The sequence below is a fragment of the Sporomusa sp. GT1 genome (genome assembly GCF_014634905.1).
Lineage (GTDB): Bacteria > Bacillota > Negativicutes > Sporomusales > Sporomusaceae > Sporomusa > Sporomusa sphaeroides.
This window is the reverse complement of the sequence record NZ_BMBX01000007.1, coordinates 117,142-129,630: the sequence shown is the minus strand read 5'-3', so window position 1 is coordinate 129,630 and position 12,489 is coordinate 117,142. Positions and strand designations below refer to the sequence as shown.

The 12,489-nt window shown below is 50.2% G+C and carries 15 protein-coding genes; all 15 read left to right on the top strand.

Annotated features, from left to right (window positions below; all coding sequences use genetic code 11):
• The first annotated feature begins 2 nt into the window (after positions 1-2).
• The 15 genes from GT1_RS22535 to atpC all read left to right on the top strand — a co-directional run bounded on the left by GT1_RS22535 (position 3) and on the right by atpC (position 12,455).
• Complete coding sequence (locus GT1_RS22535) at positions 3-128, top strand: hypothetical protein (protein WP_255430430.1); 126 nt, start codon at positions 3-5, stop codon at positions 126-128.
• 16 nt (positions 129-144) lie between these two features.
• Positions 145-858: an ATP-binding protein gene (locus GT1_RS10830; RefSeq protein WP_188398711.1), complete on the top strand. Its 714-nt coding sequence runs from the start codon at positions 145-147 to the stop codon at positions 856-858.
• A gap of 407 nt (positions 859-1,265) precedes the next feature.
• Positions 1,266-2,582, top strand: coding sequence for a hypothetical protein (locus tag GT1_RS10825; protein WP_188398710.1), 1,317 nt, complete (start codon positions 1,266-1,268; stop codon positions 2,580-2,582).
• A 301-nt stretch (positions 2,583-2,883) separates the two neighbouring features.
• Positions 2,884-3,678 (top strand): DUF3100 domain-containing protein, encoded by a 795-nt coding sequence (locus GT1_RS10820; RefSeq protein ID WP_188398709.1) that lies wholly within the window; start codon positions 2,884-2,886, stop codon positions 3,676-3,678.
• Positions 3,678-4,130 carry a hypothetical protein gene (locus GT1_RS10815; RefSeq protein ID WP_075757708.1) on the top strand — a complete coding sequence of 151 codons (453 nt, stop codon included), beginning with the start codon at positions 3,678-3,680 and terminating at the stop codon, positions 4,128-4,130. Before GT1_RS10820 ends, GT1_RS10815 begins: the two co-directional genes overlap by 1 nt.
• 36 nt (positions 4,131-4,166) lie before the next feature.
• A complete protein-coding gene (locus GT1_RS10810) occupies positions 4,167-5,483 on the top strand; it encodes an amidohydrolase (protein ID WP_188398708.1) in 1,317 nt (438 codons plus the stop codon).
• 298 nt (positions 5,484-5,781) lie between these two features.
• The gene (locus GT1_RS10805) at positions 5,782-6,192 is read left to right on the top strand and encodes an ATP synthase subunit I (RefSeq protein WP_075757710.1); all 411 of its coding nucleotides are present in this window, start codon (positions 5,782-5,784) and stop codon (positions 6,190-6,192) included.
• Positions 6,193-6,206: 14 nt separating this feature from the next.
• Positions 6,207-6,899, top strand: coding sequence for a F0F1 ATP synthase subunit A (gene atpB, locus GT1_RS10800; protein ID WP_075757711.1), 693 nt, complete (start codon positions 6,207-6,209; stop codon positions 6,897-6,899).
• A gap of 2 nt (positions 6,900-6,901) precedes the next feature.
• A complete protein-coding gene (atpE, locus tag GT1_RS10795) occupies positions 6,902-7,153 on the top strand; it encodes a F0F1 ATP synthase subunit C (protein WP_075757712.1) in 252 nt (83 codons plus the stop codon).
• 216 nt (positions 7,154-7,369) lie between these two features.
• A complete protein-coding gene (gene atpF, locus GT1_RS10790) occupies positions 7,370-7,861 on the top strand; it encodes a F0F1 ATP synthase subunit B (protein ID WP_223226185.1) in 492 nt (163 codons plus the stop codon).
• Positions 7,858-8,391, top strand: coding sequence for an ATP synthase F1 subunit delta (atpH, locus tag GT1_RS10785; protein WP_188398707.1), 534 nt, complete (start codon positions 7,858-7,860; stop codon positions 8,389-8,391). The genes atpF and atpH overlap by 4 nt, the downstream gene beginning before the upstream one ends.
• A 28-nt stretch (positions 8,392-8,419) precedes the next feature.
• Entirely contained in the window at positions 8,420-9,928 is a 1,509-nt protein-coding gene (gene atpA, locus GT1_RS10780; RefSeq protein ID WP_188398706.1) for a F0F1 ATP synthase subunit alpha, read from the top strand.
• A gap of 4 nt (positions 9,929-9,932) precedes the next feature.
• Complete coding sequence (atpG, locus tag GT1_RS10775) at positions 9,933-10,781, top strand: ATP synthase F1 subunit gamma (RefSeq protein ID WP_188398705.1); 849 nt, start codon at positions 9,933-9,935, stop codon at positions 10,779-10,781.
• A gap of 13 nt (positions 10,782-10,794) precedes the next feature.
• Complete coding sequence (atpD, locus tag GT1_RS10770) at positions 10,795-12,210, top strand: F0F1 ATP synthase subunit beta (RefSeq protein WP_188398704.1); 1,416 nt, start codon at positions 10,795-10,797, stop codon at positions 12,208-12,210.
• Positions 12,207-12,455, top strand: coding sequence for an ATP synthase F1 subunit epsilon (gene atpC, locus GT1_RS10765; RefSeq protein WP_188398703.1), 249 nt, complete (start codon positions 12,207-12,209; stop codon positions 12,453-12,455). The genes atpD and atpC overlap by 4 nt, the downstream gene beginning before the upstream one ends.
• The last annotated feature ends 34 nt before the right edge of the window (positions 12,456-12,489 follow it).

Genomic DNA, 12,489 nt, shown 5'->3' with positions numbered 1-12,489 from the left:
CTGTGATTTTAATCACTGACGACGGCTTGCCGTTTATTGTATTCTATAGCCAGGAAGATAACCTGCCGAAACGCGCTTGTACGGCCGGGGAAATGCGGCGGCGCCGGGGCGGGGTATATAATAAATAATAAGGGAGGAATACCTGTGATACGGAAAATTGTTAAAATAGATGAAGAAAAATGTGATGGTTGCGGACTTTGTATCGGAGCATGTCATGAGGCAGCTCTCCAATTGGTTGATGGCAAGGCTAAACTGCTGTCAGATAACTTGTGCGACGGCCTGGGGGCGTGTTTGCCGGACTGCCCCAGAGACGCTATTGCCATAATCGAACGGGAGGCCGAGGCCTTTGACGAAGCTGCTGTTCAAGCGCATATTGAAAGTGGCAAGCCACCGGTAAGTGCTCCGCCACTGGCATGCGGCTGTCCTGGGAACACAGTCAAGGAAATCAAAAAAGATACTGCTGTTAGTCCTAAGGAAGCGGTTGTTGCCGGTTCCGAATTACGGCAATGGCCCTGTCAATTGCAACTGGTACCGGTCAACGCTCCGTTCTTTGATCAGGCGCATGTACTGGTGGCAGCCGATTGCGCGGCCTATGCCCATGCCAACCTGCATGCCGGGTTCATGCGCAACAAGATCACGCTTATCGGCTGTCCTAAGCTGGATAAGGCCGATTATGCCGCCAAACTGACGGAAATTCTCAAGTTGCATGAAATCAAGAGTCTTACCGTAATCCGGATGGAGGTGCCTTGCTGTAGCGGTTTGGCCAATGCCGTCAAAGAGGCCCTGGTAGCCAGCGGCAAGATGATTCCTTGGCGTGTAGTGATTATTGGCACAGATGGAACTATCCGGGAAGATTAATTGTTCTGCCAACATAGCTTCCGGGGCTTTGGCAGTGGTTTGCTTTTAAAAAGCCGCGATTTCGCGGCTTTTTTTATTCCCTGGAATATAAGTTTTGTGCGCCAACGCAAGGCCCGGCGCAGACAATCATCCTATAACGCTGCGCCGCTGGCGCTTAACCTCCGCTTCTCTGAAGCCAAAGGCTCGATGTAAACCATGTTTTTTTATCGCTTGAGACTTATGAAAAAAGAATAAGCCATAGGACCACAGAGAAAGGGATTTTGACGCGGCATATTTAAATACTATACTTATCAAAATATTGTCAACAAGCCTGAACCTGTATTGGGTACTATAGATCCAAGGACAATTGGCAGCAGCGAGTGGGACAAGGTACCTGTCCCCTTGTCCCGAAACAAGGAGTAATGAGCATGCACAGAATTGGTGTTGTCGGTCCTGAACGCTCGGTAGAGCGGATACTCAGGGTGGCCGAAGAATTTGAGCGTGAAATTGAATGTATTCCCTTTGCCTATGATGATGAAGCTGAGATCCAATCTATTTTAGAGAACAATCGCGCCAAGGTAAAAGGCTGGCTTTTTTCCGGTCCGGTTCCGTATATTATTGCCGGGGACTATCTGGAGGCAGCCGATACTGTGGCCTATTGTCAGACCATGGGCGGCGGATTTTACCAGTGTTGTCTGCAGATGGCCTTTGATCACAAGGTGGTTTTGCAGCGCATCTCTGTTGATATCATTGAAGAGGAAGTGGATATAGAGAAGCTATTGCAGGCGACAGGGATACCGTGGAGCGATTTCTACATTAAGTATTATACCCGCCGGTATAATCCGGAAGAGATCATCCGGTTTCATCTTGAATTATGGCGGGCAGAAAAAATTGATGGCGTGATAACTGCTTTGCGCAGTGTTATGAATGCGCTGCAAAAAGAAGGAATTCCTGTTTACCATTTTACGTTGACTGAACGAGAAATTTATCAATCCTTAAAAATTATCATCGAGAAGGTAAAGTCGTCCTATTTCAAAAATACCCAGGTCGGTCTGGTCATTATTGAAGTTGGCAGCTATGGCGAGATTATTGAAAAGGCCAGGACGCCCTATGATTTGCAGCTGCTGGAGTTGAGACTTAAGGAGATTTTGCTGCCGCTTTGCAAGAGTTTGGACGGCTATCTCCTGGATAAAGGCAGAGGGGTGTATGAGATCTTTAGTTCCCGCGGGGCTGTGGAACGGGAAATAGCCATGCTGCAAGCTACAATTGAGCGATTAATACTGGCAGTAAATATTGACGTTCCCGTCACCGCCGGCATTGGCTTCGGCCAAACGGTTTTTGCTGCTGAAATCAATGCCCACCGGGCTCTGCGCAATACCAGAGAACAAAAGGAAAACCGGATCATTATTGTGCAGGATGATGGCAAAATAGTCGAAGTTGTTGGGCGCGGCAAGGGATTGAGTTATGACTTTTATTCTAACGATACAGCTTTATTGAAGAAGTTGAATCAGGCCGGTGTGGGAATCAAGACCTACCGCAAAATCGAGAACATCATACACCGGATGGGCTGGGGGGCTTTTTCGGCTGCCCAGCTGGCTGCTCAGCTGTCGGTTACCGAAAGGAATGTGCGGCGGATTATAACCAGTCTGTGTGAGGCTGGCCTGGCCGAGCAGGCCGGCGAAGAGTCTGCGGCAAGCAGGGGGCGGCCCAGCAAGTTGTATCAACTGGCTGCGTCCAAGCATTAAAAGGCTTGATGGGCATGCAAGCCGCTGCTAGCTAGTCTGCTCGCAAAAAAGTCATGTTGTCTGTCAGGGTAACAGCCTGCTTAACCATAGTGTGTTAAGCAGGCTGTTTGCTTGTTGTATAAGTTTCTTTATATACATAATCTGGTTCCAACAAAATTACTTGATAGTTCTAAGCAGATTGTTATATAATTATTTTAGGAAATATTCCGTATATATTCCTAAAATAAGGGGGAATTTGCAACAAGCATGGAAGATTTGGTTATGGAAACTGGTTTCACAGTAATAATTGGGGAGTGATGTAATGGACATTTTGCGCAATTGGAAAATCCACATGTTAGTGCTCATCATTGTTGTTATATCAGAGCAGATTGGGATGATAAAGTATGGTCTCATTATTTTATTGCCTTTGTTGCATGCGATGGTATTAGGCGGCGTGGTCAGCTTTCCCAGGTTTAATATTCTGTCCACCAAGCAAATGGAAACAGCTGCCGGAATATTGCCGGTTGCCATGATGCTGTTAATTGTCAAGATCGGGCTGGATATAGGACCTAATCTTTCCCTCTTATTTCATTCAAAAGGGGCGCTATTGTTTCAGGAAATAGGGCATTTTTTCGGGACAGTGCTTTTAGGCCTGCCGATTGCCGTATTGCTGAATATGGGCAGAGAAGCCGTTGGCGCTACCTATTCGGTTGCCAGGGAACCGAATATTGCCATCGTTGCGGAGAAATATGGCCTTGATTCACCGGAAGGCCGCGGCGTAATGGCGATGTATATCTGCGGTACGCTGTTTGGTGCCGTGTGGCTGGCGATTTTGACCGGTATTGTGGCTAAATTGGGTGTGTTCCATCCGTATGCGTTAGCGATGGGGTCGGGTGTAGGCAGCGGCAGTATGATGGCCGCCTCTGTCGGTTCCATTATTGCAGCCTATCCGGATATGGAGCAGCAGATCCGGGCCTATGCGGGAGCTGCCAACCTGATGTCTACGATTTTGGGCATTTATGTAAGTCTCTTTTTCTCTTTGCCGCTGGCGAACAAGCTGTACAATTTCTTAAGCAAGTTTCAGCGCAATAAAAAAATTGCAGAGGAGCGGATATAATGGGCAAGCTGCTGAATATGACCATTGTCCTGATAATCACAGGCTTGTTTGTGGCGGTTGCCAATCTGATCGGTTATAAAGTCGATTGGTATAGTTCGCTGCTGGGCATTGCTGTTATTGTCGCGATTGGCCTTGTTGGCATGATTCTTAGCCAAATACCTGTGCTTAATAAATTGCCTATGGTTTTTTGGATATCCTTTGTTGCCGTTATTCTCTCTCTCCCGGCTTTTCCCGGCAGTGCCTGGATTATTGAGACCACCAAAAAGGTACAGTTTTTAGCCATTACCACGCCGGTTTTGGCCTATGCCGGTTTGTCGGTGGGGAAAGATATTGAGATGTTTAAAAAGCTGTCATGGCGTATCGTACCGGTAGCGCTGGCAGTAATTACCGGGACGTTTATTTTCGCCGCCATTATTGCCCAGTTTGTCCTGAAATGGGAAGGCGCGATTTAGTCATAAGAAACTCAAGAGGGGTACTGGAGGTAGACAATGACGAAAGAGGAATTAAAACAGAAGGTTTGTCAGGCAATTGAAGCCAGACAGGAGCAGATTATTGAACTGGGAGAGTCTATCTATCGTGAGCCGGAGCTAGGTTTTAAAGAGACTAAGACTGCCGCCAAGGTGGAAAACATATTTCGTAACCTGGGCGTAGCTTATGAAAAAGAGTTGGCTCTTACCGGCGTGAAAGGACGGCTGAAAGGCAAAAGGTCTAACCGCACGGTTGCCGTCTTAGGTGAACTTGACGCTGTAACTTGTGCCGGGCATCCGGGGGCAGACCCTTTAACCGGTGCTGCCCATTGCTGTGGCCATAACATTCAGATTGCAGTGCTGATGGCTGTAGGCATGGCGCTGCTTGATACCGGCGCGATGGATTTTCTGGCCGGTGATGTCGTACTGTTCGCTGTTCCGGCAGAGGAATATGTTGAAATTACGTACAGAAACAAGCTGCGGGAAGAAGGAAAAATTGCCTACCTTGGCGGCAAGCAGGAATTGATTTACCGGGGAGCCTTTGATGATATTGATATGGCGATGCAAATTCATTTGCTTACCAATACGGAAGCCGACAGCTTTGTCCGGCTTGGCAGTACCAGTAACGGCTTTATTGGCAAATTGGTTCAATATCAGGGCAAAGCCGCCCATGCCGCCATGGCCCCGGCGGAAGGAATTAACGCCCTGAATGCAGCTATGCTGGGTATCATGGGGGTTCATGCACAGCGGGAAACCTTCCGTGAGCAGGATTATGTGCGGTTTCATCCGATTATTACCCAGGGTGGCGATTTGGTAAATGTTATCCCTGAAGATGTGCGTATGGAGAGTTATGTTCGTGCCGCCAGCATCGAGGCGCTGCGCGACAGCAACATAAAAATTGACCGGGCGCTGCGTGCCGGCGCCGATGCGGTAGGCGCTGCAGTGTCTATTCAAAGTTTGCCCGGTTACTTGCCAATGAATAATAACCAGGAGCTTAATCAAGTGTTTAGAGCCAATGCGGAAGCTGTATACGGCCAGACACAGGTGGGTACCGGAACCCATGAGGCAGGCAGTACCGATACAGGCGATCTTTCACACATCATGCCGACGATTCACCCTTGGCTTGGTTGTGTTTCCGGTGCGCTGCACAGTAAAGATTATTCTGTGGCTGATTCTCACGCGGCTTATATCAAGTCTGCACAGGCACTGGCGATGACGGTTATTGACCTATTGTACGGTGACGGCGAAGCGGCGGAGCAGATATTGCAGGAGTACAAGCCGCTGTTAACAAAAGAGCAGTATGTAACCTTTCTCAATTCATTTAACCAGGCTAATTAACCTCCCAATACCGGACAGGTATTGGGAATGACAGAGGGTCGTTTTATTGACCCTCTGTCATTTTTTTTTAAAAGCGAGACTACACTTGTGGTGGGAGATAAACCCCGGTCAGGTGTAGTCTCGCTTTTGTGATGCTGTTCTGCCGCTAATCGGAGAATCGCAACATAACGAGAATGGTTTCCCAATATTAGGAAAAGCGAGGAATATATATGACAAGTAGTCATATATATGGAGTAAGACGGTAGTGGTGCCAGTACCAATGTCCTTACCCCAGGAGAAAAAGTGAATAAAAGGTGGGATGGCTAAGGCCACATGTATGAAGAACTATGAGCTTAAGGTCAGGAACATGTTGGCACAAATTGCTTTCGTGGGAACCATAGGCTGCCTGCTTGCCTATAGGTATTTTTCCGTGCAGGTAACCACCGGATTGCTTATTGGCTTAGTGACAGGTTCAATTTATTTTTTGTATCTTTATCGCCAGGTTGAGAATGTCCAGGTGTTTTCCAAGCAGCAAGCCATTGAACATATCCGGGGGGGATGGATTATCCGGCTGGGAGCCGTTTTGCTGGTGCTTATTGTTATTACCCATTTCTTCAAAGTCAATGCTTTGGCATTTACTGCAGGATTCTTTACTATGCCGGCACTCCTGTTCATCAGTGGGCTGCAGCTGGTTATCAGGCAGATTAGGGATACCAAAAAATGTAGGTAAGGAGGTGAGGGGACATGGGGCACGGCGGAGGTGAGATAGGTGGGCACCATGTGGTAGTTTTGGCCGGTCTGGGGTTCAATCTTGATACCTTGTACATGACCTGGCTGACCATGGCGATTCTGGTTGTTGGTTCGCTGCTGGTTCGCAGGAACTGGGCGCTGGTGCCGGGAGGCTGGCAAAACTTTGTGGAGCTGCTGCTGGAAGGGCTCTTAACACAGATTGAGTCGACCATCGGCCATAATGGACGCAAGGTCGCACCGCTGATTATTACCTTATTCCTGTTCTTGCTGATTTCCAATTGGCTGGGTCTGGTGCCGGGCTTTACTTCGCCAACCAATGACATTAATACCACACTGGGTCTGGCGCTGATGATTGTTGCCATTGTTCATGGCTATGGCATCAAGACCAAAGGAGCGCTGGCGCATTTTAAGCATTTTATTGAGCCTAATATTCTGTTTTTGCCTATCAATATTATTGAAGAACTGGCCAAACCGGTAACGCTTTCATTCCGTCTCTTTGGCAACATTCTGGCAGGAGAAATCCTGATTATCATTCTGGGTATTCTGGTACCTTACTTTGTACCGACAGTATGGCTGGCTTTCAGTGTCTTTGTCGGTATCATTCAAGCACTGATATTTACTATGCTGTCGATGTCATATCTGAGTAATTCCCTGGAAGTACATCATATCGAAGAAAAGGAGGGGTGAAAGTGGAACAGGCAATTATCATTGCGGCTTCGGTTATTGCCGCAGCTTTGGTTGTGGGTTTGGCGGCCTTTGGAGCGGCAATGGGGGATGGCCATGTGACGGCTAAAGCCGTTGAAAGTATTGCCCGTCAACCGGAGGCCAAAAACTCCATTATGGTAACTATGCTCATTTCCGTTGGTTTGATTGAATCTATTCCGATTATTGCAGCCGTTATCGCCATTGTACTGGTATTCAGCAATCCTTTTGTCCAGTAACCAGCCTGCTCTTAGCTGCTGCAAGCAGCATTAATTCCAAGAGATAGGAGCGCGGCTACAGTTCAATCTCAGGTTAAGATAAGGCGACTAACCTTCAGGTGGGGTTATTACCCCATCTGAAGCCAAGTCTGCTTTAAAAATTGAACAGCAAGAGGTGTCTGACAGGTAAGCCAGATGCCGGCTCCCATGGTGGAGGGGGGATATAAATTGATTGAAATGAATGCTACTTTGGCGGCTCAGATTATCAACTTTCTGATACTTGTGGCTATTTTAACCAAACTTGCCTACAAGCCGATCCTGACAGCTTTGGAAGAACGAAAAAGCCGCATTGCCAGAAGCCTGGATGAGGCCGAACAGGAGCGAACCCTGGCAAATACCATGAAAAAAGAGAGCCAGGAGCAGATTGCCGCAGCTCGCGTTCAGGCCAGAGCCATCATTGATGAGGCTATTGCCTTGGGGGAAAGGTCTAAAGAAGCCATGCTCCAGCAAGCCAGAGAAGAACACGCGCGTCTCTTAAAAGAAACGCAGGAGGAGATTGAGCGCGATTATCAGCAGGCGATGAACCGGCTGCGGGTTGAAGTCGCCAGCCTGGCAGTGGCCGCTGCGGAGAGAATTATCGAGAAAAACCTGGATGCTGAAACCAATACCCGCCTGGTGCAAAGCTTTATCAAGGACTTTACTAAAGAAAAGTATGGTGAACTGGCATGAAGCTGCGGTTAGCAAGGCGGTATGCTCAGGCGATATTCCGGCTGGCCCGGGAGTGGCAGAATCTTCATGAGGTTGAGGCAGAGCTCACCATAGTGGAAGGGGTTTTTGCCGAGGCGGAGGTTCGCAGCTTCTTTAGCAATCCCGGTGTGCCGGCGGCTGACAAAAAGGAGACTGTTACGCGCCTTTTTGGTGACACGGTATCCGGCTTTGTCCAAAACTTCTTATGCCATATAATCGATAAGCGGCGCACCGCGGTGCTGCCGGAGATCATTAAGTCTTACCGGCTGCTGGTGAAGCAGGCCAGCAATATTCTGGAAGTGCAAATCATAACGGCAATGCCGCTGGCCGAGCAGGATAAGGAGCAGCTGGCAACACAGCTGGCCCATGTCACAGGAAAAAACATTGAAGTCTATCTGCAAGTGGATCAACGGATTTTAGGCGGACTAATCATTCAAATTGGTGATAGACGTATTGATAACAGTGTGGCAGCCAAACTGGCGAATTTAAAAAGGCATATGTTAAACAAATAGTTTGAGGAAGTGAGGTGACTAACTCACTGTGAAAATACGGCCTGAGGAAATATCGGCAATCATTCAGGAGCAAATCAAGCAATACCAGATTGAAAGCAATGTGGATGAAATTGGGATGGTAATTGAGGTTGGTGACGGTATTGCCCGGTTGCATGGCTTGGACAAGGTTATGGCCGGAGAACTCCTGGAATTTGGTGACGGCGTTTACGGTATGGCGTTAAACCTGGAAGAGGACAATGTCGGCGCAGTGCTGTTAGGCGATGAGGTTAGTGTACAGGAAGGCTGCAGAGTGCGGCGCACCGACAGGATTATGGAAGTGCCGGTGGGAGAAGCCCTTATCGGCAGGGTTGTCGATGCACTGGGACGCCCCATTGACGGGCGGGGAGTGATCGATACTGACTCGACCAGGCCGATTGAGTGGCGGGCTCCCGGTATTGCCGACAGGCAGCCGGTCAAAGAGCCGTTGCAGACAGGAATTAAAGCCATTGATTGTATGGTGCCCATTGGGCGGGGGCAAAGGGAGCTGATCATTGGTGACCGGGGTACCGGGAAAACGGCTATCGCTGTTGATACCATCCTGAACCAAAAGGGTGAGGATGTCATTTGTATCTATGTCGCCATTGGGCAAAAAGCTTCTACCGTAGCCCGGGTGGTAAAGACGCTGGAAGAGCATGGGGCGATGGAGCATACCATCGTAGTGGTGGCGACGGCTTCTGACAGTGCGCCGCTGCAATATCTGGCACCCTATACCGGTGTAGCCATGGGTGAGCACTTTATGCACCAGGGGCGGCACGTACTCTGTGTTTATGACGATTTATCCAAACATGCGGCAGCCTACCGGGCCATGTCTTTGCTGCTCAGGCGTCCGCCAGGGCGGGAAGCCTATCCGGGCGATGTTTTTTATCTGCATTCCCGGCTGCTGGAGCGGGCGGCCAAATTATCATCAGAACTGGGCGGGGGCTCGCTTACCGCGCTGCCTGTCATTGAAACCCTGGCCGGCGACGTGGCGGCTTATATCCCGACAAATGTAATATCCATTACCGATGGGCAGATTATTCTGGAAAGCGAGCTGTTTTACGCCGGTACGCGACCGGCCATCAATGTGGGGCTGTCGGTGTCGCGGGTAGGCGGCTCGGCCCAGGTAAAGGCTACCAAGCAAGTGGCCGGGCGCTTGCGTCTGGATTTGGCGCAGTACCGGGAATTGGCGGCGTTTGCCCAGTTTGGTTCTGATTTGGATAAAGGCACGAAAGATTTGCTGGAACGGGGCAAACGCATGACCGAACTGCTCAAGCAGCCGCAATATAAGCCTATGCCCATTGAGGAACAGGTCATCGCCGTCTATCTTGGTGTCAATGGGCACTTAGATGATATACCTGTTTCCCAGGTGAGTAAGTTTGAGCAGGAATTTCTGCAGTATATCCGTGCCTATCCGGAGATTAGCGGCGGAATTAAAGAGAAGAAATGCCTGGAGCCGGCCATTGAGGAGCGCCTGAAAACCACCATCAAGCAGTTTAAAGACTCCTTTATGGCGAGGTGAGCTTATGCCTAATGCATTAGATTTGCGCCGCCGCATCAAAGGGGTTAAGAATATCCAGAAAATAACCCAGGCCATGAAAATGGTTGCCGCAGTGCGCCTGCGCAAGGCGCAGGAGCGGGTAAAAGACAGCCTGCCCTATTGTCAGGAGCTGGAGACAGCTATCGCCGCGCTGGTAACCAGCGGCGAAGAGTTGCCGGGCGGCTTGTTTGCCGAACGGGAAGTACTGCGTACCGGGTATCTGGTAATTGGCGCCGATAAAGGTCTGGCAGGCTCCTATGGCAGCAACCTGGTTAAAGCGCTAGTGCGCCATATTGGCGGCGAAAGCCGTGTGGGCCTGGTGGTTGTGGGACGGAAAGTAAAGGATTATTTTGGACGCCGCCAGGTGGCGATTGACAAGTCCTATATCGGTATTTCAGAAAAGCCCCGGTATCAGCACGCCGTAGATATTGGTGCAGTTATTACAGAGTTGTTTGGCAGCGGAACCTATGACAAGGTGTACCTGGTGTATACAAAGTTTTGCTCGTCAGGCAACCAGCAGGTGGTGGTGGAACACCTCCTGCCTATCCGCATAGCGGAAACTTTACCGTGCCGGAAACAAGCGCAAATCTATGAGCCGTCATTTGACAGTGTGCTGGCAGAGGTTGCCGTCAAATGGCTGGAGGCTGCCATCTTCCGGGGGCTTATCCATGCGGCGGCCAGCGAAGTGGCGTCACGGTTAAATGCTATGAGCCTGGCTACCGACAATGCCCAGGAACTCATAGGTCAACTGGTGCTTGAGTACAACAAAGTCCGTCAGGCCAACATCACCAGGGAGATATCGGAGATTGTAGGTGGTTCGGAGGCGCTGCGGTAAGAGGAGGGAGTACATGGCTAGCGGGCAGGTAAAACAGGTAATTGGGCCTGTAGTCGATATTGAATTTCCGCAGGAGCAGTTGCCGGCTGTCAATAATGCAGTAACAGTCACCGGGAAAGCCGCCGGGTATGATATTCATCTGACGGTAGAGGTCATGCAGCATTTGGGTGATAATATGGTTCGCTGTGTGGCCATGTCGTCAACCGACGGGCTGGTACGCGGCATGACGGCCGTTGATACCGGTTCACCCATTACTATACCTGTGGGAGAAGGGACGCTTGGCAGAATATTTAACGTGCTGGGCGAGACGGTGGACAACAATCCCGCACCGGTAGTCGCCAGTGAATATTGGCCCATTCACCGTCCGGCACCGGCGTTTGTCGAACAGGAGACAGCTACCGAGATACTGGAAACCGGCATCAAAGTGGTTGACTTGATTGCACCCTATGCGCGCGGGGGCAAGATTGGCCTGTTCGGCGGGGCCGGGGTCGGCAAGACGGTTTTGATTATGGAACTTATCCGCAATATTGCCACCGAGCATGGGGGCTTCTCGGTTTTTGCCGGTGTGGGAGAGCGGACCCGCGAAGGCAATGAACTTTGGCGGGAGATGATGGAGTCAGGCGTTATCAGCAAGACGGCCCTGGTGTACGGACAGATGAATGAACCGCCGGGAGCCAGGATGCGGGTAGGTCTGACCGGCCTGACTATGGCGGAGTATTTTCGCGATGTAGCCGGGCAGGATGTGCTCTTATTCATTGATAATATATTCCGCTTCATTCAGGCCGGCTCTGAGGTTTCGGCACTTTTGGGACGAATGCCTTCGGCAGTAGGCTACCAGCCTACCCTTGGCACTGATGTCGGCACCCTGCAGGAGCGGATAACCTCGACAAAGCAGGGTTCGGTAACCTCGGTGCAGGCCGTCTATGTGCCGGCCGATGACCTGACAGACCCGGCGCCGGCGGCTACCTTTGCCCATCTTGACGCCACCACCGTATTGTCAAGGCAAATTGCCGAACTGGGCATCTATCCGGCAGTGGATCCACTGGATTCCACCTCCCGCATACTTGACCCGTTTATTATCGGGGATGAACATTATCAGACTGCTCGTGCCGTTCAGGAAATTCTGCAAAGATATAAAGAACTGCAAGACATTATCGCCATCCTGGGGATGGAGGAATTATCAGAAGAAGATAAGGTGGTTGTCGGCAGGGCCAGAAAAATTCAGCGTTTTCTCAGCCAACCGTTTTTCGTGGCCGAAGCCTTTACCGGTACTGCCGGCAAATACGTGCCGCTTAAAGAAACGGTGCGGGGCTTCAGGGAAATATTAAGCGGCAACTATGACGAACTGCCGGAGAATGCCTTTTATATGGTCGGAACCATTGACGAGGTGGCGGAAAAAGCAGCAGCCATGAGGGGGAAAGGGCAGTGAGCAAGACACTGCGCGTAGAAATTATCACCCCTGAAGGCAAATTATTCGCAGGTCAGGTTCGCATGGTTATTGCCAGGGCCACTACCGGCGAAATAGGCGTCCTTCCCGGCCACGCTCCCCTCATTACCCTGCTTGACTCCAGGCCGGTCAGGCTGCTTACCGGGGAGGGAGAGCAGCAGCTTATGGTACAAGGGGGCGTCATGCAAGTCAACCCCGAGCTGGTCACCATAATAACCGGCAGTTAAAAAAAGGCAAGCCCTGTTTTCGGGCTTGCCTTTT